Origin of the sequence: Streptomyces sp. NPDC050619 (assembly GCF_040654815.1) — a bacterium.
In the GTDB taxonomy this organism is placed as follows: Bacteria; Actinomycetota; Actinomycetes; order Streptomycetales; family Streptomycetaceae; genus Streptomyces.
Genome location: NZ_JBFAIR010000023.1, coordinates 137,583 through 163,344 on the forward strand (window position 1 = coordinate 137,583; position 25,762 = coordinate 163,344).

Genomic DNA, 25,762 nt, shown 5'->3' on the forward strand with positions numbered 1-25,762 from the left:
CGCCAACTCGCCGCGTACCGCGGCCAACTCGGCGAGACGGTCCTCCGTGTACGAGCCGGCCCCTCACCACCAGCCTGGCGATCACGCCGCCCCGGCTGGCGAACAGCCCGCGCCCTGCTGAATAGCTACCTCGAAAGGGCGCCTTACGCACCTGACAGATCCGGCACCGTCAGATGCTCGATCAGCCGCTTGCCGTCGAGTGAAGTCAGTCGGCACCAGGAGCCATCCGTGAACACAATCCGGAAGTCGCGCTTGCCGATGCTGAACTCCTTGCGGTCCACGGCAGCTATGGCGCTCAACTCGGTTTCCCAGAGCACCTCTTCCCAGGGCTCCCGCGGGTCGTCGATGGAGCCGGTGACGAGCAGGCGGCGATCGGTCAGGACGAGGTGGGTGCGGTCCGTCTCAGGGCGGCGGGCCGGGTCGAGTTCCCACGGGAGTGTGCGGGCGAGGGCGCCGGGGGCCGCCCACACCACGGGGAAGTCCTCGACCTCGTTCTCCGGGTCCTCAGATGTGCCGAGACTGTCCGATCCGCTGGGACCTACCCCTGTGCCGCCGAGCACGGCGACGACAGCAAGGAATGCTAGGACGAAAACGACCTTCAAGGTGGCGAGCACAGTGACGGTGACCCGCGAACGCCGCCGGTACGTCGGCCCGGCCGGCCAACCGTCCAGCTCGTCCTGAATATCGCGCCGCTCGGTGTCACGGAACCACCGCCGGTCGACGACGCGGCTGGCGGCGCCGGTCGCGAAGGAGACGGGAGCGCGGGCGATTTCCCGTTCTCCGGGAGGCGGCCTCCACCGACCCTTGGCTTGGATCACGTTGTGGGCTGCCGATTCATCGCATTCGGGATACCAGTCCATGCGTGGTCAGTTGCCGTTGACTGGTTCTCGTCAGTGGTGGCTTCGACGTCGGGATCGTCGAACGAGACCGTCTGCAGGATGGCTGTTGTCATGTCGCAGAACTCGCCCCAGTACTCCATCGCTGCCGTGTCGATGGTGAAAGCCGCGGTGAAGGGCCCCGTTGGGAACGGTATGTGGACCTGGATCTGACCAGTCAGGAGCTTGGTCTGCTCACCATTCGCCGTGATGTCCGGGCTGAGAGTGAGCTCCCGCAGCGTGATGCGAGAGACTGCGGGGCCGCAGGGCAGGTCGAGCCAGCGGGCGTCGTTCATCGGGTCGGAGGACAGCACCGCCAGGATGCCCTGTGCGGCGATGTCCGGGTCGGTGTGGTCGGAGGCATAGGCGGCTACGGTGAAGGAGCAGTGGGCGACTCCGCCGGTGTCCAGGGCGAAGAGGCCGAAGGCCGAGAATGCGAGTCCCGCCGTGGCCATGGCCTCCGTGAGGAGTTCATAGAAGGTCGCCGCCGACTGCCAGAGCGTGTCGTCGCCGCCAGGGTAGAGGTCGCGTACGAACTCCGTGGCGGCCGTGGGTCGCTCTTCCGCGGATGCATCGACCGGCAGGGCATGGATGCCCTCCGGGACAACGAACGTCATCGGCGGGATGATCTGTGCGTCCCGTGTGGCGTCCAGTTGGACCGCTTCCGTCACTGCGTGTCTTCCTTCGGCATCACGTCCGTACCGGACGGGGACAGGTAGCGGGTGAGGGTCTGGGTGGTGCCGTCGGAGAGCGGAACCCGCAACTCGACCGCCACGGTGCCGTCGGGAAGGCGCTCCAACGACGGCGGTTCGGTGACCGGCAGGACTGTACCGACCGAGCGAGCGACAGTCAGGGGAGGGTCCGCCACGAGTTCTGTGATGCGTTCGCGCTGTTGCGCGGTGAGGGCGTCTTCCATGACGGGTTTCCGCTCCCCGCGAAACCGGCTTGCCAGCTTGGCGGCGTCGCCGACCTTCCAACGAGTCCACGATCCGTCGGTGAACCGGACCCTGACATCGGATCCGCTCGCTGGATACGCCAACCGATCGATGCCAGCGACGGAACCCCGGGGGGCTTGCCACAGTTCAGTGGCGGGGGCCAGCCCGGCTGACGCGTCCACTCCCAGGATGAGCAGCCGCTGATCGGTCAGCACGAGCTCGGTGCGGTACCTCTTCGGTCGACGGGCTGGGTCCAACTGCCAGGGGAGCGTTCGGGCAAGGGTGCCTTCGGCCGCCCACACAACCGGAAAGTCATCGACCTCGTTCTCGGGTTCCTGAGGTTTCCCGGGGCTGCCTGGCTCATCGACGAGCCGGCCGCTGGGGGCGGCGACGTTCCCGATCATGTTGATCAGGCGGGGGATGCCGAGCAACGCGATGTCCAGGGCCCGTACGCCTACTCGGTCAGCCTTGCCGCGCGGAGTGAAACCGGGACCGGGAGGCCATCCGTTCAGCTCGGCTTCAATGTCGCGCCGTTCGGTGTCGCGGAATGAGCGGAGGCCGGCCACGGGCGGCGCCAATCCGGTGGCGAAGGCGACGTTGGCCCGCATGAGCAGGCTCTCGCCCGGAGGCGGATACCAGTCCACAGCCTCGTGTCCTCTCAGTGTGCTGTCGCGGAGTCCTGGAAACGATCCCCCGGATTCATCATCTCTCCGACGTGCGACGGGATCGAAAACGCTTTGGGCAAGATCTTGATGCCCGCATCGATTCCCCGTCCGAGTTTGCTCATGGAGTCGATGTTCTTCAGGCCGGGGATGCCGCCGGTACCGAGCAACTGGCCGTTGCGAATGTTCTTCTCCGCGAGGAGGCTGATGCGGCTCATGATGCCGCCTTCGGTGGAGATGTGTCCGCCGGCCTTGAGACCGAAGAGGCCGATGTTCTTGCCCCGGACAGTGAAGTTCACGGCTCCCGCGACATTGTCGCCGAAGCCGACGATGTTCCGCCCGATGGTGCTCACCCCCTTGAAGCCTGGGCCCAGTTCCGCCGCACGTGCGGCGGCGACGGCGCCGTCCGCAACCTTGACACCCTTGGCGAATGCAGTGATCCCTGGAATGGAGCCCAGCGCATCGAAGCCGATGTTCATCCAGCTCACATCGGCACCGGCGGCCTTGGCCACAAGGTGAGTCACCAGGGCGAGGCCGCTGCTGACCACCGCCGCCGCGGCGAATATGGCACCGATCGGCTCGAACGGTGCAGTGAGGATGGCCAGCATGCCGAGAACGCCGCTCAGGTCGCTGAGTAGATCGCCGACCAACTTGATGTCATCGGCATGCTCCTCGAGCCACTTGCCTGTGGCGTCCCAGGCATCCGCGATCCCATTCCCCAGCTTGTCCCAGAAGCCGGGCTCGTCCGGGGCGATGTCGCCGGCCTTGTCCAGCTCCTTGCTGATCTTCTCCGCCGCCTGGCGGAACCGCTCCTCAAGGTTGTGGACGTCGTTGATGGCCTTGTTCACCGCGCTGGAGGTCTTCGCGAGATCGTCGCTGCCTTTGCCCTCGGCCTTCTGCTCGGCGTCCGCCTTGGCGTCGAGTTTCTCGCCGGCGGCTTTCTCCAACCGGTCGGCCTCGTCCTGGAAGTCCTGGAGCTCGTTCGCCCACCGGTGCAGTGCACGCGAGGCCTTGTCGAACGAGTCGTGGCTCTTGCGGATCAGCGGTGTGACGTCCTGGCCGACGTATTCGACGAAGGCCGTGGCGGTCTTGCCCTTCCACGCACCGGACTCGATTCGCTCCAACTCCCGGAGCGATGTGCCCAGCTCGCCCGCGAGTCCGCCGAGATTTTTGGCGAGCTCGCGGGTGTCCTCCACGTTTCCCGGTGTGGGGTCCCAGCCTATGTTCGGGAAGGTAGGTCGCCCCACCTCACTTCTCCTTCTTCTTGGTCTTGAGCGATTCGGCCAGGTCCAGGTCGAGTTTGTCGAAGGACTCGCCGATCTTGTTGATCATCTTGACGGCGCCCTGGGTGTGCTTGCCGAGCTGCTTGACGCCGTAGCCCCAGTCGTCGGCGAAATCCTGGACCTCTTCGATGAGCTTGCTCTCGCCGACGGCTGAGGCGTCCGCGCTGCGGAGGCTACGGCGGGTGGTCTCCATGCGGTCGCTGATGGAGGAGAAGGTCTTCCTCAGGTGCGCGAATATGGTGTCGTCGAGGCGCAGGTCACTCATGTGCTGTTCCGGTCTGTTGGAGCGAGGTCAGAGGCGGGTACGCGGACTGTGCGGCTGCGTCGGTCACCTGTTGATGGCTTGGATTTCCTGGACGGCGATGTCCTGGGTCGTTCCGAAGGTGCCGTCGGGGAGCTTGCCTGCCTCGCCGTTGGATCCTGCCCAGGTGATTTCCCAGGTGATGGTGGCCTTGAGCTTGTATGTACCGCCATCGGACGAGCGGAGGTAGGTGACACCGCAGGGTGGGGTCTCGTCGGCCTTGCCCTTTGCGTAAGGCTCGCCGATGGAGCCGTCGGCGTTGATGGTGCACTGGCCGTTCGCCGGGTAGGTGGTCGCGTCGGCAGTGCCGGGCTCCAGCTTGAGGGATACGGGCTTGGCTGTGGTCGTGGCAGAGACGTTCCAGCCGCCGACGTTGAGGGAGGCGGTCACGGACACCGTGTGGAAGGCGGCCTTGTCGAGCCAGGCCCAGGTGGGGAGGTTGACCTTCGTGGTCTCCTCCGGGGCGAGAGTCACCTCTGTGTCGGGCACCTGGATTTTTCCGTAGGCGAGTTCGGCCAGGGTCTCCGGATCGATGCTGTTCTCGACATCTGGGGTGTCACCGTTGTCGACCCAGAAGTCGGGCTTATCGCAGGCCCAAATAGCGTCGTCCGCGAGGCGGCTGTCGTCACGTTCCGAAGTCCAGAACATTCCCTTACCGCTCTTCTTCTTGTTGAAGTCGGTGTAGGGGTGTCCTTTGATGTATCGATTCTCGAAGGCTGGCTGAGCCAAAGACTTACCCGTGTAGAGAGGGGTGTTGACCAGCTCCTTGTACTGCTGTTCCTTCCCCTCGGGCGTGTACCTCGGCTCGTACCAGCATGCTGGGGGCGTCCAATTTCCTACGGCAGTCACCGATCCAGTTGTTTTCCCGTTCCCGTTCTTCGACAGGTCGAACCTGACCTGAGAGGAGATCGACTGATCCTGCTTGTCAGCGCTGGAATCGACTTCAGTGACAGAGGGGGCAGGGCCCCCTGTGGCCCGGGCAATGCCGGGGGCGCCGGCCGAGACCAGGGCAACGAGAGTGATTACTCCGACCCGGGACCGTGTGGTCAGCCGCCGCACTGCGCGTTCCCCCTCTTGGTAATGAGGCCAGTGGTCTGCCAAACACCATCGGCGTTCTTTTCCATTCGAGTGTTGTACAGCACGTAAGGACTGTCGGCCGTCGGAGTCTTGTCCACCTTCCCGGTCTTTCGGTCCTTGTTGTACGCCTTGCTGTCGTTGGCACAGTAGATGACGACAGCTGTTTTCTTGTCGCGCAGCGTTACCTGTGGGTTGAAGTAGCGAGTGGTTCCAGTCCAGGCGATGTTTTCATCAAGCCATGCTTGGACCCACTTGACTTCACTGACGAGAGCGTCCCCTTGGTAGTAGAAGGCGAGTGCCTTGGAGTCGGTGTCGCCCCGAGCGATCGCGTCATCAACGGAGTTGAGGGCCTGCTCGGCATCGGACAGAGCGGCGTCCTTTGTTGCGTCGCCGGTCTTCCAGCCCTCAAAGACGTTCTCTACGTCCTCTGGCAGTCTGATGTCCGGACGACCAGCGCTGTCTGAAGCGCTGGCGCTTGGTGAAGCCGAGGTCGCTGGGCTGCCTGTGTCGGCTCCCGCGATCTTGTCGTTGTCCCCTGAGCTGTCATCCCCGCTCCCGCAAGCCGTCAAGAGCAGGGCTGCGGTTGCGGCGAGCGCGGCAGCAACGGGCAAAGAGCGGCGCTTCACAGTGGACTCCCCGTGAGACAGATGTGTAGTCGAGGCTACTGACGGTATCGGTGGGGTTCTGTGTTTCGCCAGAGCGAACTTCCCTCTACACGGGGGCAATTCTGGGCGTATGGGTCCCTGTGATGGAGGTTGTGTCCGGATCGTGCCCGAGGCGGGTGACGGCCCCGGACGCAGGCGTGCCGCATCCGGGGCCGTCGTTGCGGAGGGATTCCGTTTCGCTATCGCGTTGCGCTGCACCTTGTGCACGCGCACGGTGGATACGCCGACGTCCACGGCACTGGCTCAGCGCGCCCGCCGACCAGGATCTCGACCTCGCCCCTGTCCTCGGTCACGGCTCCCTCGGCGTTGATCTTGTAGACGTGGAGGGTGAGGCGGGAGCGGCGGTAGGTGGATTCTTCCGTGGTCTCCAGGAGTTCGAGTGCGTCGGGCGAGGGCGGGTAATGGATGGCGCACTCCGCGCACGCGTAGACGTTGAAGCCGGGGCCCGACGCGGCGTGGACCTCGTGGATCAGTACCGGTTCCTCCGTGGTGCGCTGGCAGCGGGCGCACATCCGCAGGGCGGGGCGGGTCATCGGGCGGCCGTCGGTACTCGTACGCCGTGGATGTGCTTCGGGCCTACGTCGATGCCGAGGGTTGCCAGGTAAGCGGCACGGCGGCGGTCTCGTTGGCGGCGGTATTCGGCGGGGTCCAGGACGTAGGGGCGTACGAGGCGGGATGTGTTGCCGTCCAGGAGTTCCGTGAAAGGGAGTGGGGGCGGGACGGGGGTGATCCGCAGGGGCGGTAGGGCGCCGAGGCGGTGGCGGCCCCTCGGGGGCGGGGTGCAGAGGGACAGCATCCAGGCGAGGATGCTGACTGTAAGGTCCAGCATGTCGACGCTCCTTCGTAGCGTTGGCCGCGCCCCGGGACGGCTTCCCTCCGTCGCCGGGGTCTCTTCGGAGCACGGTACAGGGTAGTTATGGGTGACGTATAGCGGTCTGCTGTGCTCCATCAATCCATGCAGGTCATGGCTGTCGTACGTTGTTCGATATGGCAGAGCAGTCGAAGGGGTCGCCAATCGACCCGAACGAGATCGCTTACGTATATATGCAGGTGGCGAACCACATCGCTGCGCGTATCAAGTCGGGCGAACTGCGGCCGGGTGCCCGGTTGCTTGGGGAGCGGGACCTTGCTGCGGAGTACGGTGTCGCACACCTGACCGCCCGCCGAGCCGTCCGCGAACTCCGCGAACGCGGGCTCGTGCTCACGCTGCCGGCGAAGGGGACCTTCGTGGCCTACCCCGCTGAGGGCGACGAGTCCTCGGAAGGCGATGGCGAGGAGTAGCCCACGCGGGAAGGCCTCTCCCGCTTATCTCCGGCGAGCCATAATGCCCGTAGGAGGTGAGCTTCCGTGTCCGTCATGGGTGACCTGATCGAGCGGGGCGCTGTCCCTGAGGGTTACAAGGTCGAGGTCTTCGACGGCAGGGTGATCATGACGCCGTCGAGTCCTGAACAGGACTGGACTGTCTCCGACGCCAAGGACGCGGTGAGGGCCGCGGGGATCGCCCGCGAGCCTGTCTACGGTGACGTGGTCATCACGTTCCCGGGCGAGAATGACGCGGCGCCGGACCTGACGATCGTCGGCTTCGACGCCGAGCGCCGGAAGAACAGCTATTCCTGCATCGACGTACTGGCTGTGGTCGAGGTCCCGTCCGAGCCGGAGGACGAGAAGGACTACGTCCGGAACGTTCGGAAGTACGGGCGTTACGGGATCGACTTCTACATGATCGCCGACCCGTTGAAGAAGACGGTCACGCTGATGTCCGAGCTGCATGCTTCCGGCTACGGCAGGGTCGTCGAGATCCCTTACGGCCACGCGGTCGGGTTCACTCTGGCCACCGGGGAGCGCGTGAAGATCGACACCAGTACCTTTCCCACCCGTGAGGCAAGTGAAGGGTGACCGACCGCGGGCTGAGGGCGGATGAGGCCACTGGCCAGAACCTGGCTCCCGCGCAGCTCAAGGAAGAGTCGATCGCGCACCCGTGCCCTCACTGTTCGACTCCGAGGTAGCCCGGTGTCGCTCCTATGTGAATGCCGGGCGGTGGAGCGGTGGCCGGCTCAGGCAGCGTGGTCCTCGAAGCGGAACTCCGGGCTGGTGCGCGGGTCGATGTGGGCGCCGGCTTCCAGAGCAGTTGCCAACTGCTCGATCAGCTCAAGCGTGGGGTCGACTCCGCTTTCCTCGATGGCCTCGATGTCCTCTTCGGACAGCTTGGCGCGGCGCGCCAGCTCGGCGGTGCTCCAGCCGAGGGCGGAACGTCGGTCGTAGACCGCCTGGGCGAAGTCCATGCGGCGCCCGGCGGCGTGGTACGCGGGATCCTCACGGTGCTCGGGTGGGATCTTCCAACTCGTGTGGTAGCCGCTGCTCATTGGACCTCCTCGTTCCTACTGTAAACGTCGTACTCACCGGCTGGAGGGTGCTCGGCCTCGCACAGCTTCTTGGCCCGCTGGGCTCGCAGGACTTCGTCTGCCTCCCGCATCCTGGTCTTGCGGAACACGGTGAGCAGAACCGCACGTCGTCCCGGGGCCAGCCAATAAGTGACACGGAAGGCTCCGATACGCAGTTCCCTCACCCCGTCGCCGAGATGGCTTGCCAACGGAAAGGGTAGTGCGGGGCCGTCGGTGGCGAGCCGGTCGGCGGAGCGCTCGACTGCTCTGTAGTCGGCTCGCGCCAGCTTTTCCAGCCAGGCGCGTACCTCAGGCTCGATTTCGATCGTGTACAGGTCGGGTGGTTCGGCCACAGCGGATCCGTTCGTGTGAGGCTTACGGCGCCTACCCAAACGGCTGGTCGTCCGCTTCCGTGTGGTTTTCTGAGAAATTCACCCGTAATGGCGTGCCAAGCGGCGAAGTCCCACCCTCTGCCAGTCACCCAGTCCCCGGAGCGGGTTTGCGATCGTGAGGTCGGTTCCTCAGAGCTCAACCGGACAAGCCCCTTAATCGGCAGACCCTTTCTGGACCCTGCCTTTGCAGTCCGATGGTTGCCCGGACCGAACCCCCGCAGGACAGTAGCCGTGGCCGCCGGTCGGACGGTCGGGTAGACGACCGGTCGGCCGGAAAGCAATGCGTACGCGTACGGGGGTCGTAGTGGCGGATCACATCGCCGTGTCCACGACGGAGCTGCGGGAGATCAGCCGGTCCGTGGGGAAGTTGAAGTCGCAGTTCGATCATGCGAAGGATCTGGTCGACTCCTACGACGCTGACATGGGGTCCGGCGATGTCGCCGGTGCGCTGGACGACTTCGCGGACGACTGGAAGAAGAAGCGCAAGGAGCTCTGCGACGGGCTGGAGTTCCTCGGGAAGACCGCAGGTGCGGCGGCGAAGGCGTACGACGGGCTCGATCAGCATCTCGCCCAGGCCCTGCTGAAGTCCCAACCCGAGAGCAAGGGCAAGGGCGAGGGCAAGTGAGCGACGACTTCTCCGGTGTCGACTGGCAGACCGCCCGCTACGACGACAAAGAGTTCACCCCGGGCGACCCGTACGAGGTGGCCCGGCTCGGCAAGCGCATCGCCGACACCGCCGCCATGATCCAGGAGCAGGCCACCAAGCTGGACAACCTGGTCGACGGGAGGGGATGGGACTCCGATGCCGGGCGGGAGTTCAGGACGAAGACCGAGGAGACGGTCGGGCTGCTCGGGAAGACTCATCAGCGGTATGCGGCTGCTGCCGGTGCCCTGGGTACGAAGGTGGGTGCCGCGCCCGCCGACGATCAGATCCGGGTCGACTGGGCCACCGCTCTGGAGCACGCGCAGAACCTCGTGCGGGCCGCGCTGACCAAAGCCAAGGACGCCGACGCGGAAGGTACCCGCTACCAGAACCAGATCGACCGGCATCCCGGGGACGACAGTCACCCCGACAAGCAGAAGCTGCGGCGGCAGAAGGAGGGTGCCGACACGGACCTGGAGGCCGCGAAGAAGGATCTCCGGCATGCGCTGTCCTATCGGGACACGCAGGCCAAGAACGTCGCGTCGGCCATTCACGATGCCGTAGAACACGACGGGTTGAAGGATCCCGAGCACCACTGGTGGGACCACTGGAAGGACTGGGTTGCCGACGTCGGGCACTGGGCAGGGGTGGCCGCCGGTGTCCTGGGTGTGCTGGCTCTCGTACTCAGCTGGGTGCCTGTCCTTGGCGAGGTGCTCGCCGCGCTGGCCCTGGTGGCCTCCGTGGTCGCTCTGGTCTGTGACACCGTCTCCGCCCTGGACGGCAAGGGCACCTGGCTGGACGTCGCCATCGACGCGATTGGTGTGCTGTCCTTCGGCGCTGGGCGCCTCCTTGGGACGACTGCCAAGGAGGCGGCCATCGCCGCAAGGGGGTCGTCGGCTCTGAAGGACTTCCAGGCCGCCCGGGAGATCGGGCTGAGCAGAGAATTGGCCGGCGGACTTGCGGAAGACCTCTCGGGTGTCAGGGCAGGCAAGATCGGCGAAGCGCTGGCGAAGGGCCCGAGCAGCCTCCTGCCGAAGATGCGGTCGATCGTCAAGGAGTCCTTCAACGCCAAGGCGTATCTCGACGACATTCGCGTCGCCGCGGGGAAGTTGCCCGGTGAGGACGATCTCCTCGCCAAAGCCGGTGATCTGCCCATTATGAAGACCATTTCGGACTCCGCGTTCAAGGGGATGGCGACATCGGCCAATCGGCTCTACTGGGCGAGCCAGACGCTGCCGCTGGCTGCGGGCATCTCGAACCTGGCCCCCGTCGAGGAATGGGAATCGAGAGTGACAGGCCCCGATCTGCTCGGCGGCCTCAAGGACATTCCCGGCGTCGGCGCCAATGGAATCCCCTTCTACAACTGGCATTGGACTCCCGCCGGGGCTTGACGTCCGGCCAGGGACGGGCCACCGCGAGACCCGCAAGGGTGAGGAGAGATGGAAGCACGTGGCACCTAGAGACGGTCGGACCGTCGATGAGCAGTTCACCCAGCTGCCGAAGAGCGCGCAACGCGCGCTGGAGGAGGTCGGGATGGGGCTGCCGGAGCTGCGCCGGATCGCCGCCGAGGACGGCGGTGAGCGGCGGGTGCGGCACATCATCTCCGAGTTTGTTCCTTCATCGGGATGGCGGGACTTCGGTGGCGACGACGGGCCGGCAGCCCGCGCGGCCGTGTGGCCGTGGATGCGTCTGCTTCTGGTCTCCGTCGCCGCTGTCGTGGTCTGCCTCCTGTCCACGTACCTCATCGGTCGTTCCGCGCTGTTCGTGGGGTGGGCCTGCGCACTGCCCGTGGCCTGGGCGATGTTCAAGACCCGTCTGTCCCGCGGGGGGCTTGCCGCGCGCTGCCTCGTCGGCGCCGCCTACATGGTGCTGATCTGGGACGGTACCTACGCCGCCAACGAGTGGTACCTGCACCTTCGCGGGCAGGAAACCCAGGTGACCTACGCGGAGCCCAGTTATACGGAGTCGCACGGAAAACGCGTCACGGAGTGCCGCGTCAAGCTCCCTGACGGATCTGTCCGGACGGTCTTCAAGAACGACAAGTGGTGTGCGGACCTGATCGGTGACGAAGCCACCGCGGTGGTCGACCCGGCAGGCCACTACCAACCCGTTCTCGGGCACAAGTCGGACATCGGCGGCACGATTGACGGATACGTCTGCCTGGGGGCCGGCGCTGTCCTGGTCCTGGCCCCAGTGACCGCCGCCGTCATCGGCAGGGTGCGCCCGCGGCGGAACCGGATGGGCCGAGCAAGCGGAACGGCGGCATGAGTACCCCCTCCCACGCGCCCCTCAACACCCCCGACAACACCCCTTCCGGCGCTTCCTCTCACACCGGCCCCGCCACCGACGCCACGGAAGCACACCGCGCACCCCCCTCCGACTACCGGATAGCGGTACCGGAGGGCTGGGAACGCATAGTCCTCGACCCCGACCGCTGGACCCACCGCATCGACAAGCTGGTCAACCGCGGGCTGCGCCGGACGCAGGCCACCCCGCAGTTGAAGGCCGCGCTCGCCGATCGGCTGCGGGAGCAGGCGGCGGCCGCCCACGCCAACGGCGGCGTCGAGATGTATCTCGTCAACCAGGTCATCGGGCAGGTGCCGGTGTCCGCCGGGCTGGTCGTCACCGTGCTCCAGCCCCCGCCGGGAACCGCGGCCGGGGACCTGTCCGACATCGCCCTGTCCCTGGGCGCTCGGGGGGCCGACGTGACCTTGGTCGACCTGCCCGCGGGTCCGGCCGTACGCCACCTCCACCGCCGCAGACCCGCACCCGGTGACCCGGACGGCAACAGCCTCACCGTCACCCATCTCGACGTCTACCTGGCCGTACCGCACAGCGAGCAGCGGCTGCTGCTGTCGTTCTCCACTCCGATGACGCCCGTGGAGCCGCTGGCGGACGCGCTGGTGAGCCTCTTCGATTCGATCGCCCGCACGCTGCAATGGATGGCCTGAAGCCGATGCCCGAGTTCTCCGCGTCCACGGTTCACATCCAGGCGCCGGACGACGCCATATCCCTGCCCGTGCGCGAACTGGTCGACCTGGACTCCTGGGCGGCGGACGCGGCCCGGCGCCGCGTGGGTGCCGAAGAGCGGGACGAGCGGCTGGTCCAGGCCCTCGCCGCCGAACTGCGCGACGCCGCCGCGGACTCACGCGGGCGCGGACCGGTCACCGCGCTGTCGTACGTCCCCGAGCCGCGGCTCGGCGAGCTGGCCCGCATCGAGCTCTCGGCGCTGGTCGCCGACGAGTCGTACCCCACGGTGACCGTCGACCTGCTCCACCGCTACCTGGCCACCCCGACGGACATCTCCTTCCGCCCGCCCGAGGCCGAGCTCCACACGCTTCCCGTCGGGCCGGCGGTCCGCGTACGGCACGCCTACGTCCAGGAGGCCGGCCGGGACGGCACCGGCACCGTCATGGAGACCTGTGCGTACGGGATCTGCCCGGATGAGAAGTGGGGGCTGGTGCTGCTCACCTCATGGCGTGCGCTCGCGCACACGGACGCGCTGTGCGCGCTGACGGACGGCCTCGCTCGTACGGTCACGGTGACGTCCGGGGGCTGAGGTCTCCAGTTGGCGCGGCGTTGGTCGCACGTGTGAAGTCGACTTCACGAACTTCACAGGGCTGCACCAGTCTCTTGGGGCTCTTGGTCCAACACCTGGCCCTCATAGGACCATCCGTGGGCACGCCGATCATCTACCTCTGAGGACGGACGCTCATGCTGACCATGCGACGGAAGGCGGCCGCGGCCGGGCTTATTGCTGCTGTCGCCTTTTCCGTGACCGGTTGCAGCAGTGATTCGAGCGACGACTCGGGCAGCGACAAGATTGCCGGAGCGGATTCGGGGGATTCCGGTTCCGCCACGCCGTCCGCCTCCGCGGCGGCCGAGAAGGACGCGCCGAGCTTCGCCTTTCCCTCGGACGTCAAGGCGACGGTGGAGAACGAGTCGACCGGGGACGCGACGAAGGACGTGATCCTGCGGGACGTGGCGTACTCCGCCCAGGCGCGGGCTCGAGGCCTTTGCCGAGGGAGAAGGACAGACCGCCAACATGAGTCGCTACTTCGCGTCGTCCGCCCTGACCTACTGGACCGACCGGGTCGCGACCATCAAGAAGGACGGGCTCACCATCACCGGCGACTACCGGTTCTTCGGCTTCGAGGTCACGGACGTCGCCAACGGCAAGACGGCGGCGGCCCTACACGCTTCAGGCGGCGAAGGACTCTCGCGGTGACTGGCAGGTCACGCAGCAGAATTGGAAGAAGGGGGACGCCTCGTGCGTGCAGGGCTAGGGGGAAGTGCCGTTCCTCTCGTCGTTCGTACGGTCGCGGCTGCGGGCCTTGTGGTGGCGCTCGGGTCGGCATCCCCGGCGTACGCCGGGGATCCCACGGTTGGTGGCGACGAGGGGACCACCACCCAACCCGACCAGCCACCCACCAACTCCGGCGCCAACTCCACCAACGGCACCATCGGCGCCCACATCCGCATCAACCAGAGCAGCCCCGGCACCGGCGGCTCCACCGCCACCGCCACGTCCTCGAACGCGAACTGGAAGCCCCCGGTCTGCTGGTACGAGCCCATGTACACGGCCGAGGAGTACGAGAAGTTCATCAAGGACGCGTACGGCGGGGCAGGTGAGCCCGCCGCGAGTTACGCCAGGAAGCGGGACAAGGAGAAGTACCACGAGGGTGACAAGGGCCTGTGGTGGCAGGTGAAGTTCCGTAACGACGACTACAGCACCGCCTGCCCCGTCACCACGGGCAACTGGGAGATCTGGGTCCCGCCGGCCGATCCGCAGCCCGACCCGAACAAGCTGACCCCGGAGATCCTCTCCGAACTGGCCTACAACTCCACCAAGTTGCCCACGCCGCCCGTGGTGCTGAGCCCGAGCGCGGACCGGCTCATCGTGAACCTCGGTACGCGGGTGAAGTTCGAGGGCGAGTTCGACCGGGTGTGGACGACCGCCGACATCAACTACAAGGGCGTCCAGATGGCCGCGACCACCGTCGCCACCCCCGTCGCGCTCAAGGTCGACGCCGGCACAGCGGACGCCGACCCGCAGACCTGCACATACGACCTGGTAAAGGGCGGCGACGGCTACACGGTCGACAGCAAGGACGCGGGCTGCAACGTCACCTACCGTCGCTCGTCCGGCGGCGGCACGTACCCCTTCAAGGCGTCGATCACCTGGAAGGTGACCTGGACCGACTCGGCCGACCCGGACGGACCGGCGCGGCAGCCGGCGCTGCCGGACGGGCTGTCGACGTTCGAACAGGACGTGACGGTCAAGGAGATCCAGGCCGTGAACCGTTAGGGAAGTTCTGAGGCGTGGCGAGGCCTCAGACATAGGTATTGAACCCTGACCGGGATTCGCTGGAGCCATAGTGTCCGAATCAACCGCGCAAAAGGCCCGTGCCGTAATCGAGCGGGCCCTGTCCGGAATCGACGAAGAGCTGGAACGGCACGCCGCAGGGCAGGGGCGCATGAGCAGCCCCGGGCAACTCGCCTCGATTCGGGAGCAGTTGACGCAGATGGCGCAGCAACTCTCCGCCCCGCACCTTCCCCCGAAGGAGCAGCGCCTACGAGGAGTCGGCCGTGTTATCGCCGATTCCTGGCCCTATGACAACGCGCTGGGCGGCCTGATCCTGGAAGCCGAGCAGCTCTACCTCAGGGCATGACTCCCTGGCTGCTCACGCCTCCTTCTTGGGCTTGAACGGCCGAGGACGTCGGTAACCACTGACCGTGCCCCATACGACCGACACGACAGCGGCCGCGAACCCGACGCCCACCAGCGACATACTGACCGTCGGCCAAGCCGAGGCCGTGAGATACGGGCGGTGCAGGGAGACGTACCCCTTGTCCAGTACGTAGCTGCCCGCGAAGCCCGCCGTCAGGATGCTCCACAGCGGCGCCAGCACCAACCAGTCCCTCGCGCGCAGCAAGTTGAGGAACAGCGCCACCACGATCATTCCCAGGACGATGGGCGGACCGCTCCCGAACCGGGGTTCGTACGGCGTGAGCTTCGTGGCCAGCCAGGCGGCGGCCGGGATGCCGGTGACGGTGAAGACGAGGACGACCGCGCCTCGCCAGGCGGCGCCAAGGGGGGTTCGCTCGGGCCAGGCGGCCTGTTCGGTCTCGCTCACATCAGCCCGCTCGGTCTCGCTCATCCCAGCTTCGCGTTCTGCGCCTTGACCAGGTCGGCCGGGATCTTGGCGTTGCCCGGGCGGGGGGACTGCACGAACGCGCTGACGTCCAGCGTGAAGTAGTTGGCGATCGTGTCGCCGAAACGGAAGGTCTGGGTGCGGATGGTCTGGGGGTACCGGAACTGGAAGGTGGAGGCGGCGGCGACCGACTCGTCGCCGCCCGAGGGGGCGGTCTCGACGGTCACCGAGTCGTACTTGTTGGAGCCGCTGTCCGACTTCGCGGTGAAGCCTCCGGTACAGGCGGCTGTCGCCTGGGAGAGTTCCTTCATCGCCGTCGCCGCCTTGCCGTCCGCGTACGTGGCGAGCGTGATGTAGGTACTCATGGAGGAGGAGTTCTTGGCCACGCGCGTCAGCGAGGCCTCCGGTTCGCCGATGGGGAGTTCGTTCGTCGCGTACGCCAACGGCGTGCAGGCGGCCTTGTCGACCCGCATCTCCTCCTGGCTCGCGGCCAGGGCGTCGCCCTTCACGGGCTTCGTGACCGTGTAGTTGGCGTCGGCCTTCGTGACCAGGAGCTTGGCCAACCGTTCCTCAGGGCTCGCCTGCTTCGCCCGGGGCGACGAAGGCGAGTTCGCGGCCTTGGCGCCCGCATCCGAGTCGCCAGCGGAGCAGGCGGTCAGTACGGCGGTCAGTACGGCGGTCAGGGACAGCGCGGAGGCGGTGGCCAGTGCGGCACGCTTCATGGGGGTCTCTCCTTGGGTGGTTCCGAGGTGACGCTTATTTGTGGTGCAGCGAGCTGTCCTGCTCGTCCAGCAAGTTCCGTAGTACGGGCGACAGTTCCGGCACCCGCGCCCCCGCCGCCTGCGCCTGAGCGACGGCCCTGACGTACGCCATCGCCTCGGCGCGCAGCGCTTCCTTCTCGCTGCCCTGACGGCTGCCCGCCCGCCAGACGATGATCGCGGAGGGCGACGAGGAGGCCGGCGAGGGGGACGTCCTCCGTCACCGCCCAGGCCGGGCCGATCACGCCGGCCAACAGCAGCAGACAGCCGGTCTCGGTGTGCCAGCCGCCGTCGTGGATGGTCTCCTCGTATGCGGTGACGGCGGCGGGCTTCGGCGGTACGGCCACCGCTGCATCAGGGGTCTCGCGGACTTGGCGGCCCGATGCCGGTGGATCCACCAGCGGATACGACGGAATCGGCGCCGCCCCCTTCCCGCCCCCGCCCGACGCCCGGCCCTCGAGCCACACCGGTACGTGCGTCAGCGGGAGGCCGTGCGCGCGGGCCACGCCCAGCACCTCGCGGTAGCCGACAAGTTCCCTGTGCATCAGCCGACGCTTCCAGCGGATGCGCATACGGACGATGAGGGCTACGCCGAGGGCGATCAGCGGTACCGCGGGGCCCAGCGCCAGTTCGCGTCGTCCGGCCAGCGCGGGCACCTCCGGGCCCACGAAGGGCCAGATCACACCGACGGTGAAGAACAGTGCGCCCAGCCACGTCAGTGGTTCGCGTTGCACCGCATCTACTGCCCGCCGCCGCTCCACGAGCAGCGCGCTCACCGCCGCGTCGTCCGTGTAGTCGACCCCGGTGCGCGCCCCGATCGCCCGGACGGTCTCCAGGACCCGGGCATCGGACGCCAACGTCGCCCCACCCACCGGAAGAAGCTCCACCCGTGTGCTCGTCACCGCGGAAACCCGCCCCCGTGTATGTGCCCGTATCCAAAGGTCGGCCGCGGTTCTCCTCGCGGCGAGCAAAGATCATGGCACGGCGGTTCCATGGGGGCGTGAGCGATTCGTGCAGGCCTGATGGCCGAGAAGTAACGAAGGCCCGTCGCGGAGGCGGCAAGATGTCAGGCTGGCAACGGATTCGCTCCCGCACAGCGCGATGCCCTTCTCGAAGCCGCCTGCAACAGGGGTGAGCGCGCCCTTAGTTGCAGGTGGGTAACGGTGGGCGCGGTGAGCCTCAGGGGGTCGGACGCGCCTTGAGGGCCTTATGTGCGGCTGATACGGTGCCATGGCTTGACACTCACCTCAGCGCTGGATATTTGCCCAGGTCGGGCGGGTACGTCCCGCTCGTCAGTACTCGGGTGGGCGCGGGTGAAGTGTCCTTATTTGTTAGAGAATTTGTTAGAGAATTCGACAGACCTTCTTGGGTGTACGGGGAGCGGTTGCGTGAAGATCCAAGAGCGTACGGGGGCGGGCAACCACCGTTCCGCGGCTCCGGTTCAGCCCACGGTCGGTGACCGGCTTCCCGCACCGCCTCGCGAGCGCAAACCGGCACTCGCCGCTCTCGCGGTGCTGCTGATCCTGGTGGGTGCGCTGGGCGCGACGATGCTCGTGCTTCAGGCCGGGGATCGGATCGAGGTCGTCCAGGTGACCAAGGAGATCCCCGCCGGGGAGTCCGTCAAGGACAGTGACGTGACCTCTGTCATGGTCGCCAAGGACGACAGCATCAACTACGTCGAGTGGTCGCAGCTGTCCACCCTCAAGTCCCTCAAGGCCAAGTCCACGATCTACCCGGACACGGTCGTGATGGGCCAGATGTTCGCCGAGGGTGCCAGCCTGCCCGCCGGCAAGGCCTCCGTCGGTGCCGCCCTCAAGGAGGGCCAGTACCCGTCGGACATCAAGCCCGGTGACACCGTGGCCGTCTACAACGTCGACACCAGCACCACCGGTTCGAACTCGGACAGCTCCAGCGGCTCCGACTCGACGTCCACGTCGTCCGACGGTCTCCTCGTCGGGAATGCCAAGGTCAACACGGTGGCCGCGGACAGCGACGCCACCGTCAGCACCGGCAACCTCTCGATCACGCTGCTCGTCGACCAGGCCGACGCCGCTGCCGTCGCCAAGGCCGCGGCCGCCGGTGCGGTCGCCGTCGTGCACGTCTCCGGTTCCGGCAACTAGAAGGCGGCACCCACCCCATGGCCCTCATCGCCCTCGCCGCCGACAAGGGTTCCCCCGGCGTCACCACCGCGGCCGTCGCCCTCGCGGCGGTCTGGCCGCGGCGTGTGCTGCTGGCCGAGACCGACCCGGCCGGCGGTGACCTCGTCTACCGCAGCGCCGCCGCGCACGGCGGGCCGCTGAACCCGAACACCGGCATGCTGTCCATCGCGGCCACCGCTCGGCGCGGGCTGGTTCCCGACCAACTCTGGGACCATGTCCAGCCGTTGAGCGGCGGGCTCGAAGTGCTCGTCGGGCTCGGCAACGCCGAGCAGGCCGCCGGGCTCGCCGGGCTCTGGCCCACCCTCGGGCACGCCTTCTCCACGCTCGCCGACTCCCCGCACGCCGCCGCCGACGTCATCGCCGACTGCGGCCGTATCGCGGGGGACACCCCGGCGGCGGAACTCTTCCCGCACGCCGCCCTCGTGCTCCTGATCAGCCGCACCGAGCCGGAGGCCATCGCCCGCGTCCGTGACCGGGCCACCGCCCTGTCCAACAAGCTGCACGGCGGCTCGCGCGGCGCCGCGAGCCTCGGCACCCCGCTGATCGGTGTCGTCCTGATCGCCGACACGAACAACGCCGCCAAGCTCGCCGGCCAGGTCAACGACATGCTCGTGCACGCGCAGACCGGTGCCCGGGTCGTCGGCACGATCGCCGAAGACCCCGCCGGGGCCGACCAGTTGGCCGGCCGCAAGCGCGGGCGGCTCGACAAGTCGCTGCTGATCCGCTCCGCCCGCAAGGTCACCGCGGACCTCTACCAGCAGTTCGGCGCCGCCTGGACCGTACCGACGCAGGCCCAGCACGGCCAGATGGACGGCCATGCGGGGGCCGGCCGATGACCGCTGTCGACCACTCGTTGGTCAAGCGGTTCCGGCAGGACGCCGGTGACCGTATCGCCGAGCAGCGCCGCCTCGACCAGGTCAACGGCGTCACGCCGATGTCCAGCGAGGACGAGCGGCAGTACGCCCGCGCGGTCATAGCCCAGATCCTGGAGGAATACGCCAGGACAGAGATCAACGCCGGCCGTACGCCCCTCGACGCGGAGACCGAGGAGCAGTACGCCGCCGCCGTGCACGCCGCGCTGTTCGGGGTCGGCAGGCTGCAACCGCTCCTGGACAACCCCGAGGTCGAGAACATCGACATCAACGGCTGCGACCAGGTGTTCGTCGGGTACGCCGACGGCCGGGAGGAGAAGGGCGACCCCGTCGCCGAGACCGACGAGGAGCTCATCGAGCTCATCCAGATCCTCGGCGCCTACTCGGGTCTGTCCTCGCGCCCCTTCGACTCCGCCAACCCTCAGCTCGACCTGCGACTGCCGGACGGCTCGCGACTGTCGGCCGTCATGGACGTGGCCCGGCGGCCCTCTCTCTCCATCCGTCGCGCCCGCATGGGCAAGGTGTTCATCTCCGACCTCGTCGGGAACGGCACGGTGGCCCCAGAGGTCGCGCACTTCATGGCCTGCGCGGTCCGCGCCCGCAAGAACATCATGATCGCGGGGGCTACCAACGCCGGTAAGACGACGCTGCTGCGGGCCCTCGCCAATGAGATCCCGCCGCACGAGCGTCTCATCACCGTCGAGCGGGCGCTGGAGCTCGGGCTCGACACCTTTCCCGACCTCCACCCGAACGTCGTCGCGTTCGAGGAGCGGCTGCCCAACTCCGAGGGGCAGGGCTCCATCACCATGGCCGAACTGGTCCGCCGTTCCCTGCGTATGAACCCCTCCCGCGTCATCGTCGGTGAGGTGCTCGGCGACGAGATCGTCACCATGCTCAACGCGATGTCGCAGGGCAACGACGGCTCGCTCTCCACGATCCACGCCAACAGCTCCAGCGAGGTCTTCAACCGTATTTCCACGTACGCGTTGCAGGCGAACGAGCGGCTGCCCATCGAGGCCAGCCAGATGCTCATCGCGGGCGCCGTGAACTTCGTCGTCTTCATCCAGCGGCGCAACAACTACCAGACCGGCGGCCGCCTCCAGCGCATGGTCACCTCCGTCCGCGAGGTGAACGGCGTCGACGGACGTGTCCTGTCCAGTGAGGTGTTCGCCGAGGCCCCCGACGGCCGGATCGTCCCGCACGCGCCGCTCGCGTGCGTGGAGGACCTGATGGCGCACGGCTACCGGCCCACCGGAACCTGGGGGTGATGACCATGAGACTCGCGGCACTCGGCTCGCTCGGTTCGATGGGCGGTCTCTTCTCGACCACCGTCCTGTACTCGCTCGGGTGCGGTATCGCCGTCGGCGGCGGCCTCGCGCTGTTCCTGGTCGCCGTACGCGGACTGCCCGTCAAGCCGGAGCACGAGAAGCAGAAGGCCAACGAGCGCTGGAACGAGCTGATGCGGTTCGTCGGCCGGCGCGGTTCGCTCGCGGCCATCATCGGCCTCGCCGTCCTGCTGCTGACGCGCTGGGCGGTCGCCGGCATCGCCGCCGGCATCCTCGTCTTCTTCTGGGACCGCCTCTTCGGCGGCGCGGGCGAGGAACGAGCCGCCATGCGACGCGTGGAGGCCCTCGCCTCCTGGACGGAGTCGCTGCGCGACACCATCGCCGGCGCGGTGGGCCTGGAGCAGGCGATCCCGGCGTCGGCGCGCGCCGCCGCCCCCGTGCTGCGCCCGCACCTGGACGCGCTGGTCGACCGCCTGCGCTCCCGCACCCCGCTGCCCGACGCGCTCCAGCAGCTCGCCGACGAGATCGACGACGCCTCCGCCGACATCATCGTCGCGGCGCTGATCCTCAACGCCCGCCTGCGCGGTCCGGGTCTGCGCCAAGTCCTGGGCGCGTTGGCCAAGTCGGCGCGCGAGGAGGTCGACATGCGGCAGCGCGTGATGGCCCAGCGCGCCTCGACGCGCCGCTCGGTCCAGATCGTCGTAGCGGTCTCGGTCGCCTTCGTCCTGGGCCTGTCGATCTTCAACCGGGACTTCGTGGCGCCGTACGGCACCGCGGTCGGCCAGGTCGTCCTCGCGATCGTCTGCGGCCTGTTCGCGCTCGGCTTCTGGTGGCTGCGCAAGCTGTCCACGATCGAGACGCCCGAACGCTTCCTGGTGCACGACGAGTCGTCGGTGCAGTTCGTACGTCCCCGCACGCCGTCCCCGTCGCAGCAACAGGGATCTCACCAGGGGCCTCAGCAGGGACCTCACCATGAAGAGGGGGTCCGGCGATGAACGACCTGACCATGCCGGTCGTCGTCGGGGCGGTGATCGGCCTCGGCATCTTCGCCCTCGTACGGGCCCTGATGCCGTCGAAGCGCAGCGCGGTCGCGCAGGTCGCGCGGATCGACGCCATGCGGGCGCGCGGAGCGGCGTACGAGTCGGCGCGAACGGCCGCGGACAAGGGCCGCATCGGCTCGCTGCGCGCCCAAGTCGGCCTGCGCGTCTCCGAGTTCTACCTCCAGCAGGGCTGGGAGCAGCGCTCGCTGCGCGCGGACCTCGCGGTGCTGGAGCGCAGCTGGGAGAAGTTCCTGGCGACGAAGGTGCTGCTGGCGACCGCCGGACTGTTCTTCGGCCCGCTCCTGTTCGCGATCGTGTGGACGCTGGGCTTCGACAGCAGCCCGATCGTCCCGGTGTGGCTGGCGCTGGCGTTCGCGGCCCTCTTCTTCTTCCTCCCCGACTTGGAGGTACGGCGGGACGCGGCCGCCAAGCGGCGCGACCTCAGGCGGGTCATCGGGGCCTACCTGGACCTGGTGTCGATGAGCCTGGCCGGCGGCCGGGGTCTGCCCGAGGCGCTGATGGCCGCGGCGGAGATCTCCGACGGCTGGGCGACGCAGCGCATCCGCAACGCCCTCGCGGACGCCCGTATCACCGGCATCAGCCAGTGGCAGGCGCTCGGCTCGCTGGGCGAGGAGCTCGGCGTGGAGGAGCTGAAGGACCTCTCCGCCTCCCTCGCGCTGGTCGCGGACGACGGCGCGAAGGTGCGCGAGTCGCTCGCCTCCCGCGCCGAGACCATGCGGCACCGCGAGCTGGCCGAGATCGAGGGCAGCGCGGGCGAGAAGTCCCAGTCGATGCTCGTGGCGCAGTTGCTGCTGTGCGCCGGCTTCCTGGTGTTCCTGATCTTTCCGGCGGCGATGCGGGTGTTCCAGGTGTGACTCAGCGTGGAGACCGAGCCAATTGATTGCTGATTGATCGACAACTGAATCGCTTCCAGAACTGATTCGAGAGGACAACTCACAATGACCGGATGGAACGTCAGCACCGGGAACCCCGGCGTGGACTTCGTGATCACCTTCCTCCAGGGCCGCGTCCAGCGCGCCCGCTCCGGCGAACTGGACCGCGGCGCGTCCGCGGTCGAGTGGGTCATCATCTCGGCGGTCGTCGTGGCGATCGTCGGCGTGGTGGCCGCGATCATCAACCAGGCGCTGGACACGGGCGCGAAGAAGGTGGGCAAGTGCATCGAGGGTGCCAACCAGAGCGGCACCTGCTGAGCACTCGTACTCGTACTTGCACTCGTACTCGTACTCGTATTTGCACTCGTACCGGAACTGGTTCAACGGGGATGACGGGGATGTCGGCACGCGTAGGTCGCTGGATACGCCGTCGGGCGGATGCCGCTTCCGCCCGCGGCGACTCCGGCATGACCGCGATCGAGTTCGTCTTCCTCACCCCGGTCCTGTTCTTCATGATCTTCGCGACGGTGCAGTTCGCGCTGTACTTCTTCGCGGACCACGTGGCCCAGGCGGCGGCCCAGGCGGGCGCCCGCAAGGCCCGCGCCACGGCCGACGCACAGCCGGGGGCGTGGCGGGGCGAGGCACAGGACGTGGTGGACAGCTACATCAGCCAGTTGGGCCCGCAGCTGGTGCTGAAGCCCGAAGTGAAGATGCTGCAACCGGAGCAGAACACGGTGGGCGTGGAGATCACGGCACGGGTGCCGACGGTGTTCCCCGGGCTGGACTTCACGGTGCACGCGCAGTCGTCGGGGCCGGTGGAGCGGTTTGTGCGGGAGGACGAGAACTAGATGCCGTACTCCTGCCTGAAGGGGTTTTCGGACGGCCGGAAACCGAGAGACGACGACCGGGGCCTGTCCACCATCGAGGTGGTGATCCTCGCCCCGGTGATGATCCTGTTCATCCTGGTCCTGGTGGCGTTCGGGCAGCTGGTCGACGGACGCGGCGCGCTCGACGGCGCGGCGCGGGACGCGGCGCGCGCGGGCTCCATCCAGAAGGACCACGCGACGGCGATGGCCGAGGCACGCAAGGCAGCGGAGGCGGACCTCACGGACATCTGCTCGGGCCCGGTCTCGGTGACGCAGACCAGCCCCGGCTTCGCGCCCGACACCATCTTCACGGTCGAGGTCAGCTGCCAGGTGCGGGGCCTGGCGATGCTCGGCCTGGACGTCCCGACGCGGCTGACGGCGAGCTTCAGTTCGCCCCTGGACCCGTTCCGGAGGACGGCGTGAAGGATCTCGTACGGTCCTGGTGGGCCGCCCGCCACGCGGAGATGGACGACCGGGGCTCGGGCGCCGGCGCGGTCATCATCTTCGCGGTCGTGTTCCTGTCGCTGTCGGCCTTCGTCATCGACGGCGGCATGTCCATCTCCAAGCGGGAGCGCGCCGCCGACATCGCCGAACAGGCGGCCCGCTACGCCGCCCAGGACATCAACCTCGACTCCCTCTACGACAACGAGGGCGGCCCCGCACCGATCAACTACGAGAACTGCAACGCCCGGGTGAAGGCCTTCGCCCGCGAGATGGACATGACCGGCGCGGACATCGCGGCGACCCACTGCGTGGCGGCGAACGCCGACCAGGTGGAGGTCGAGGTCCAGCTGACGTACGCGCCGGTGTTCGTCGGGATGTTCTACGGGGGCGATGTGGTCGTGCATGGGGAAGCGGTGGCGGAGAACGAGGTGGGGTGAGGCCGCCTCCACCGTGCGGAGTGACGCGGGGCGGGACTACTTGCCGCCCTGCTCCTCGGTCTTCACCCCGTCCTTGACCTTCTTCTCCAGATCGAGTTCCAGCTTCTTGAACTCGCGGACGACCGCGTCGGACATGCCGGCCAGCGCGTCCAGCTGCTGGGTGATGTCCTCGCGGCCGTCCTCCCAGTTGGCCTCGAAGTCGCCGAGGGCGTCGTTGACGCCGCCGTCGCCGATGTCGTCCTTGTAGGACTCGAAGAGCTTCTTGGTGTGGTTCAGGCGAGTCTTGAGGGAGCGCAGCCGGCTCCCGTAGGTCTCCAGCTCGCTCAGCGGCAGTGCGAGGTCGCTCTTGCCCTTGCCCATGTGTCTGTCCCCCAGTCGGCCTCGTAGTCTTTGCGGAACCGTACAACGAGACGACTGCGCAACGAGTGGTCGAATGAAACAAACGGGGGAGGCGGTGTCATGGCCCGCTACATGGAGGCGCTCACGGTCGAGCGCGGCGGCTTTCTGATCAAGGTGCCGGAATCGTGGTGGGAGTTCGACGTCCGCCCCGAGTCGCGGGACGACTCCATCCGGCGGATGGTCACCGAACGGGTACGTCAGCGCCCGGAGTTGGCCCAGTACCGGGACACGTACATCGCCTTCCTGCGCAAGGCGGCGGCGGACGCGTGGAAGTCCGGTGCGCTGTACTGCGGTTGCATGGCGGAGAGCTTCGGCGGCGACACACCGATCACCGGCTCGGTGACGGTCTCCCTGGTCGGCGGCCGCACCCGCGACGGCGAACCCCTGTCGACCGACCCGGCGGCGATGGCAGGCACCCTCGCGGCGAAGGAGGCGAAGAAGGAGGGCGACGCCTGGCGCAAGGTGACGACCGTCGACATCCCCGGCGTGGGCCAGGCGGCGCGGACGTACGGCATCGAGGACATCGCCGTACCGGACGACAGCCTGAACCGGACCGTGCGGGCTGTGCTGATGCAGACGTTCATTCCGGTGCCCGGGCAGGCGGGGAAGGTGGCGCTGGTGGCGGGGAGCAGTCAGGTGCTGGATCTGGCCGACTCGTTCTTCGACATCTTCGATGCGATTACTTCGACGTTTCGGTTCACTGGGTAGTCGGGCCGGGCCGGCCTTCACCGGATAGCCGGATAGCCGGATAGCCGGATAGCCGGAGGGCCGGAGGGCGACGGCTGCGGGATTGGCATGTGTGCTGGATCTGGAGAAGGATCCAACGCCGGGGGATCCGGACCGGGTGCGGCATCTGGCGCGGGTGTTGCACGATTTCGCGGATGACGTGTCCGAGGCGTTGCGTCTGGTCAAGGGCACGTCGGAGGATGACGCGGCGCTTGACAGGCGCTGGTCAAGGGCAGGGAGGCGCGGGACGATCTGTCCTCGCCGGCGGAGTACGACCTGGCGGGCGCGAAGCGGCACCGCAAGCAGATCCGCGAGGCCCTGGGGTTTCGGCCGCCGACGCTCGCCGGCGAGGCCTGACCGCCCTGTTCTGGTCCAACGTCAACCCGTACGGAACGTTCCGCCTCGACATGGACAAGCGCCTCGACCTGGGGCTGCCCACTGCCGTGCCCACCCCCGCACTACCCCCTCCGCTCGATCGACCACGGAGCCACGTTGAAGGACTTCGCCGACCGC

At 67.6% G+C, this 25,762-nt stretch carries 35 protein-coding genes; 20 read left to right on the forward strand and 15 right to left on the reverse strand.

What is annotated here, in order from left to right; translation table 11 throughout:
• Positions 1–143 precede the first annotated feature (143 nt).
• The 9 genes from AB0I77_RS32810 to AB0I77_RS32850 all read right to left on the reverse strand — a co-directional run bounded on the left by AB0I77_RS32810 (position 144) and on the right by AB0I77_RS32850 (position 6,627).
• Positions 144–818 (reverse strand): hypothetical protein, encoded by a 675-nt coding sequence (locus AB0I77_RS32810; RefSeq protein WP_363286360.1) that lies wholly within the window; start codon positions 816–818, stop codon positions 144–146.
• Entirely contained in the window at positions 815–1,546 is a 732-nt protein-coding gene (locus AB0I77_RS32815) for a hypothetical protein (RefSeq protein WP_363286361.1), read from the reverse strand. The genes AB0I77_RS32810 and AB0I77_RS32815 overlap by 4 nt, the downstream gene beginning before the upstream one ends.
• Positions 1,543–2,418 carry a hypothetical protein gene (locus AB0I77_RS32820; protein WP_363286362.1) on the reverse strand — a complete coding sequence of 292 codons (876 nt, stop codon included), beginning with the start codon at positions 2,416–2,418 and terminating at the stop codon, positions 1,543–1,545. Before AB0I77_RS32820 ends, AB0I77_RS32815 begins: the two co-directional genes overlap by 4 nt.
• 50 nt (positions 2,419–2,468) lie before the next feature.
• On the reverse strand, positions 2,469–3,668 hold the full coding sequence (locus tag AB0I77_RS32825) for an enoyl-CoA hydratase/isomerase family protein (protein WP_363286363.1): 1,200 nt from the start codon (positions 3,666–3,668) through the stop codon (positions 2,469–2,471).
• 52 nt (positions 3,669–3,720) lie between these two features.
• Entirely contained in the window at positions 3,721–4,020 is a 300-nt protein-coding gene (locus AB0I77_RS32830; RefSeq protein WP_363286364.1) for a hypothetical protein, read from the reverse strand.
• A gap of 63 nt (positions 4,021–4,083) precedes the next feature.
• Entirely contained in the window at positions 4,084–5,115 is a 1,032-nt protein-coding gene (locus tag AB0I77_RS32835) for a hypothetical protein (protein ID WP_363286365.1), read from the reverse strand.
• Positions 5,103–5,759, reverse strand: coding sequence for a hypothetical protein (locus AB0I77_RS32840; protein ID WP_363286366.1), 657 nt, complete (start codon positions 5,757–5,759; stop codon positions 5,103–5,105). Before AB0I77_RS32840 ends, AB0I77_RS32835 begins: the two co-directional genes overlap by 13 nt.
• Before the next feature lie 218 nt (positions 5,760–5,977).
• On the reverse strand, positions 5,978–6,331 hold the full coding sequence (locus AB0I77_RS32845) for a hypothetical protein (protein WP_363286367.1): 354 nt from the start codon (positions 6,329–6,331) through the stop codon (positions 5,978–5,980).
• Entirely contained in the window at positions 6,328–6,627 is a 300-nt protein-coding gene (locus tag AB0I77_RS32850) for a hypothetical protein (RefSeq protein ID WP_363286368.1), read from the reverse strand. Before AB0I77_RS32850 ends, AB0I77_RS32845 begins: the two co-directional genes overlap by 4 nt.
• A gap of 158 nt (positions 6,628–6,785) precedes the next feature.
• Here AB0I77_RS32850 and AB0I77_RS32855 point away from each other — a divergent pair, with 158 nt between their 5' ends.
• The gene (locus AB0I77_RS32855; RefSeq protein ID WP_363286369.1) at positions 6,786–7,079 is read left to right on the forward strand and encodes a winged helix-turn-helix domain-containing protein; all 294 of its coding nucleotides are present in this window, start codon (positions 6,786–6,788) and stop codon (positions 7,077–7,079) included.
• Between the two features lie 75 nt (positions 7,080–7,154).
• Positions 7,155–7,694, forward strand: a complete 540-nt coding sequence (locus AB0I77_RS32860; RefSeq protein ID WP_363286415.1) for a Uma2 family endonuclease — start codon at positions 7,155–7,157, stop codon at positions 7,692–7,694.
• 158 nt (positions 7,695–7,852) lie between these two features.
• On the opposite strand, the gene AB0I77_RS32865 is transcribed toward AB0I77_RS32860, so the two are convergent.
• On the reverse strand, positions 7,853–8,161 hold the full coding sequence (locus tag AB0I77_RS32865) for a helix-turn-helix domain-containing protein (RefSeq protein WP_363286370.1): 309 nt from the start codon (positions 8,159–8,161) through the stop codon (positions 7,853–7,855).
• Positions 8,158–8,532 (reverse strand): type II toxin-antitoxin system RelE/ParE family toxin, encoded by a 375-nt coding sequence (locus tag AB0I77_RS32870; protein ID WP_363286371.1) that lies wholly within the window; start codon positions 8,530–8,532, stop codon positions 8,158–8,160. Before AB0I77_RS32870 ends, AB0I77_RS32865 begins: the two co-directional genes overlap by 4 nt.
• A gap of 361 nt (positions 8,533–8,893) precedes the next feature.
• Between AB0I77_RS32870 and AB0I77_RS32875 the strand changes: the two genes are divergently transcribed.
• From AB0I77_RS32875 to AB0I77_RS32910, 8 genes are all read left to right on the forward strand, one after another.
• On the forward strand, positions 8,894–9,196 hold the full coding sequence (locus AB0I77_RS32875) for a hypothetical protein (protein WP_363286372.1): 303 nt from the start codon (positions 8,894–8,896) through the stop codon (positions 9,194–9,196).
• Positions 9,193–10,605 carry a hypothetical protein gene (locus AB0I77_RS32880; protein WP_363286373.1) on the forward strand — a complete coding sequence of 471 codons (1,413 nt, stop codon included), beginning with the start codon at positions 9,193–9,195 and terminating at the stop codon, positions 10,603–10,605. The genes AB0I77_RS32875 and AB0I77_RS32880 overlap by 4 nt, the downstream gene beginning before the upstream one ends.
• A gap of 58 nt (positions 10,606–10,663) precedes the next feature.
• Positions 10,664–11,482, forward strand: a complete 819-nt coding sequence (locus tag AB0I77_RS32885; protein WP_363286374.1) for a hypothetical protein — start codon at positions 10,664–10,666, stop codon at positions 11,480–11,482.
• Positions 11,479–12,165, forward strand: a complete 687-nt coding sequence (locus AB0I77_RS32890) for a hypothetical protein (protein ID WP_363286375.1) — start codon at positions 11,479–11,481, stop codon at positions 12,163–12,165. The genes AB0I77_RS32885 and AB0I77_RS32890 overlap by 4 nt, the downstream gene beginning before the upstream one ends.
• A gap of 5 nt (positions 12,166–12,170) precedes the next feature.
• Positions 12,171–12,773, forward strand: coding sequence for a hypothetical protein (locus tag AB0I77_RS32895; RefSeq protein WP_363286376.1), 603 nt, complete (start codon positions 12,171–12,173; stop codon positions 12,771–12,773).
• Between the two features lie 486 nt (positions 12,774–13,259).
• Positions 13,260–13,442, forward strand: a complete 183-nt coding sequence (locus AB0I77_RS32900; RefSeq protein ID WP_363286377.1) for a hypothetical protein — start codon at positions 13,260–13,262, stop codon at positions 13,440–13,442.
• 42 nt (positions 13,443–13,484) lie between these two features.
• A complete protein-coding gene (locus tag AB0I77_RS32905) occupies positions 13,485–14,522 on the forward strand; it encodes a hypothetical protein (RefSeq protein WP_363286378.1) in 1,038 nt (345 codons plus the stop codon).
• Positions 14,523–14,592: 70 nt separating this feature from the next.
• A complete protein-coding gene (locus AB0I77_RS32910) occupies positions 14,593–14,886 on the forward strand; it encodes a hypothetical protein (protein ID WP_363286379.1) in 294 nt (97 codons plus the stop codon).
• Positions 14,887–14,898: 12 nt separating this feature from the next.
• Here AB0I77_RS32910 and AB0I77_RS32915 read toward each other — a convergent pair whose 3' ends face one another.
• From AB0I77_RS32915 to AB0I77_RS32925, 3 genes are read right to left on the reverse strand one after another with little or no spacing between them, the layout of a single operon-like run.
• Positions 14,899–15,375: a hypothetical protein gene (locus AB0I77_RS32915; RefSeq protein WP_363286380.1), complete on the reverse strand. Its 477-nt coding sequence runs from the start codon at positions 15,373–15,375 to the stop codon at positions 14,899–14,901.
• Entirely contained in the window at positions 15,372–16,091 is a 720-nt protein-coding gene (locus AB0I77_RS32920) for a hypothetical protein (protein ID WP_363286381.1), read from the reverse strand. The genes AB0I77_RS32915 and AB0I77_RS32920 overlap by 4 nt, the downstream gene beginning before the upstream one ends.
• Positions 16,088–17,029: a hypothetical protein gene (locus AB0I77_RS32925; protein ID WP_363286382.1), complete on the reverse strand. Its 942-nt coding sequence runs from the start codon at positions 17,027–17,029 to the stop codon at positions 16,088–16,090. Before AB0I77_RS32925 ends, AB0I77_RS32920 begins: the two co-directional genes overlap by 4 nt.
• Positions 17,030–17,515: 486 nt before the next feature.
• Between AB0I77_RS32925 and AB0I77_RS32930 the strand changes: the two genes are divergently transcribed.
• The 9 genes from AB0I77_RS32930 to AB0I77_RS32970 all read left to right on the forward strand — a co-directional run bounded on the left by AB0I77_RS32930 (position 17,516) and on the right by AB0I77_RS32970 (position 24,124).
• Positions 17,516–18,247, forward strand: a complete 732-nt coding sequence (locus AB0I77_RS32930) for a hypothetical protein (RefSeq protein ID WP_363286383.1) — start codon at positions 17,516–17,518, stop codon at positions 18,245–18,247.
• A 17-nt stretch (positions 18,248–18,264) separates the two neighbouring features.
• Positions 18,265–19,122 (forward strand): hypothetical protein, encoded by an 858-nt coding sequence (locus tag AB0I77_RS32935; RefSeq protein WP_363286384.1) that lies wholly within the window; start codon positions 18,265–18,267, stop codon positions 19,120–19,122.
• A complete protein-coding gene (locus AB0I77_RS32940; protein WP_363286385.1) occupies positions 19,119–20,426 on the forward strand; it encodes an ATPase, T2SS/T4P/T4SS family in 1,308 nt (435 codons plus the stop codon). The genes AB0I77_RS32935 and AB0I77_RS32940 overlap by 4 nt, the downstream gene beginning before the upstream one ends.
• Positions 20,427–20,431: 5 nt before the next feature.
• Positions 20,432–21,439: a type II secretion system F family protein gene (locus tag AB0I77_RS32945; protein ID WP_363286416.1), complete on the forward strand. Its 1,008-nt coding sequence runs from the start codon at positions 20,432–20,434 to the stop codon at positions 21,437–21,439.
• Positions 21,436–22,359 (forward strand): type II secretion system F family protein, encoded by a 924-nt coding sequence (locus tag AB0I77_RS32950; protein WP_363286386.1) that lies wholly within the window; start codon positions 21,436–21,438, stop codon positions 22,357–22,359. The genes AB0I77_RS32945 and AB0I77_RS32950 overlap by 4 nt, the downstream gene beginning before the upstream one ends.
• An 84-nt stretch (positions 22,360–22,443) precedes the next feature.
• Positions 22,444–22,695, forward strand: a complete 252-nt coding sequence (locus tag AB0I77_RS32955; protein WP_363286387.1) for a hypothetical protein — start codon at positions 22,444–22,446, stop codon at positions 22,693–22,695.
• An 80-nt stretch (positions 22,696–22,775) separates the two neighbouring features.
• A complete protein-coding gene (locus tag AB0I77_RS32960; RefSeq protein WP_363286388.1) occupies positions 22,776–23,225 on the forward strand; it encodes a TadE family protein in 450 nt (149 codons plus the stop codon).
• A complete protein-coding gene (locus AB0I77_RS32965; protein WP_363286389.1) occupies positions 23,226–23,666 on the forward strand; it encodes a TadE/TadG family type IV pilus assembly protein in 441 nt (146 codons plus the stop codon).
• A 41-nt stretch (positions 23,667–23,707) separates the two neighbouring features.
• Positions 23,708–24,124: a pilus assembly protein TadG-related protein gene (locus AB0I77_RS32970; protein WP_363286417.1), complete on the forward strand. Its 417-nt coding sequence runs from the start codon at positions 23,708–23,710 to the stop codon at positions 24,122–24,124.
• 36 nt (positions 24,125–24,160) lie between these two features.
• On the opposite strand, the gene AB0I77_RS32975 is transcribed toward AB0I77_RS32970, so the two are convergent.
• Entirely contained in the window at positions 24,161–24,484 is a 324-nt protein-coding gene (locus AB0I77_RS32975) for a hypothetical protein (protein WP_363286390.1), read from the reverse strand.
• A 99-nt stretch (positions 24,485–24,583) separates the two neighbouring features.
• Here AB0I77_RS32975 and AB0I77_RS32980 point away from each other — a divergent pair, with 99 nt between their 5' ends.
• Positions 24,584–25,231, forward strand: coding sequence for a hypothetical protein (locus AB0I77_RS32980; protein WP_363286391.1), 648 nt, complete (start codon positions 24,584–24,586; stop codon positions 25,229–25,231).
• The last annotated feature ends 531 nt before the right edge of the window (positions 25,232–25,762 follow it).

Bases quoted from the DNA above. Each gene is read 5' to 3' on its own strand.
- AB0I77_RS32820 (WP_363286362.1), bottom strand. From the start codon at position 2,418: ATGCGGGCCAACGTCGCCTTCGCCACCGGATTGGCGCCGCCCGTGGCC.
- AB0I77_RS32830 (WP_363286364.1), bottom strand. From the start codon at position 4,020: ATGAGTGACCTGCGCCTCGACGACACCATATTCGCGCACCTGAGGAAG.
- AB0I77_RS32845 (WP_363286367.1), bottom strand. From the start codon at position 6,331: ATGACCCGCCCCGCCCTGCGGATGTGCGCCCGCTGCCAGCGCACCACG.
- AB0I77_RS32850 (WP_363286368.1), bottom strand. From the start codon at position 6,627: ATGCTGGACCTTACAGTCAGCATCCTCGCCTGGATGCTGTCCCTCTGC.
- AB0I77_RS32855 (WP_363286369.1), top strand. From the start codon at position 6,786: ATGGCAGAGCAGTCGAAGGGGTCGCCAATCGACCCGAACGAGATCGCT.
- AB0I77_RS32860 (WP_363286415.1), top strand. From the start codon at position 7,155: ATGGGTGACCTGATCGAGCGGGGCGCTGTCCCTGAGGGTTACAAGGTC.
- AB0I77_RS32865 (WP_363286370.1), bottom strand. From the start codon at position 8,161: ATGAGCAGCGGCTACCACACGAGTTGGAAGATCCCACCCGAGCACCGT.
- AB0I77_RS32890 (WP_363286375.1), top strand. From the start codon at position 11,479: ATGAGTACCCCCTCCCACGCGCCCCTCAACACCCCCGACAACACCCCT.
- AB0I77_RS32895 (WP_363286376.1), top strand. From the start codon at position 12,171: ATGCCCGAGTTCTCCGCGTCCACGGTTCACATCCAGGCGCCGGACGAC.
- AB0I77_RS32900 (WP_363286377.1), top strand. From the start codon at position 13,260: ATGAGTCGCTACTTCGCGTCGTCCGCCCTGACCTACTGGACCGACCGG.
- AB0I77_RS32915 (WP_363286380.1), bottom strand. From the start codon at position 15,375: ATGAGCGAGACCGAGCGGGCTGATGTGAGCGAGACCGAACAGGCCGCC.
- AB0I77_RS32920 (WP_363286381.1), bottom strand. From the start codon at position 16,091: ATGAAGCGTGCCGCACTGGCCACCGCCTCCGCGCTGTCCCTGACCGCC.
- AB0I77_RS32935 (WP_363286384.1), top strand. From the start codon at position 18,265: ATGGCCCTCATCGCCCTCGCCGCCGACAAGGGTTCCCCCGGCGTCACC.
- AB0I77_RS32940 (WP_363286385.1), top strand. From the start codon at position 19,119: ATGACCGCTGTCGACCACTCGTTGGTCAAGCGGTTCCGGCAGGACGCC.
- AB0I77_RS32945 (WP_363286416.1), top strand. From the start codon at position 20,432: ATGAGACTCGCGGCACTCGGCTCGCTCGGTTCGATGGGCGGTCTCTTC.
- AB0I77_RS32950 (WP_363286386.1), top strand. From the start codon at position 21,436: ATGAACGACCTGACCATGCCGGTCGTCGTCGGGGCGGTGATCGGCCTC.
- AB0I77_RS32955 (WP_363286387.1), top strand. From the start codon at position 22,444: ATGACCGGATGGAACGTCAGCACCGGGAACCCCGGCGTGGACTTCGTG.
- AB0I77_RS32960 (WP_363286388.1), top strand. From the start codon at position 22,776: ATGTCGGCACGCGTAGGTCGCTGGATACGCCGTCGGGCGGATGCCGCT.
- AB0I77_RS32965 (WP_363286389.1), top strand. From the start codon at position 23,226: ATGCCGTACTCCTGCCTGAAGGGGTTTTCGGACGGCCGGAAACCGAGA.
- AB0I77_RS32970 (WP_363286417.1), top strand. From the start codon at position 23,708: ATGGACGACCGGGGCTCGGGCGCCGGCGCGGTCATCATCTTCGCGGTC.
- AB0I77_RS32975 (WP_363286390.1), bottom strand. From the start codon at position 24,484: ATGGGCAAGGGCAAGAGCGACCTCGCACTGCCGCTGAGCGAGCTGGAG.
- AB0I77_RS32980 (WP_363286391.1), top strand. From the start codon at position 24,584: ATGGCCCGCTACATGGAGGCGCTCACGGTCGAGCGCGGCGGCTTTCTG.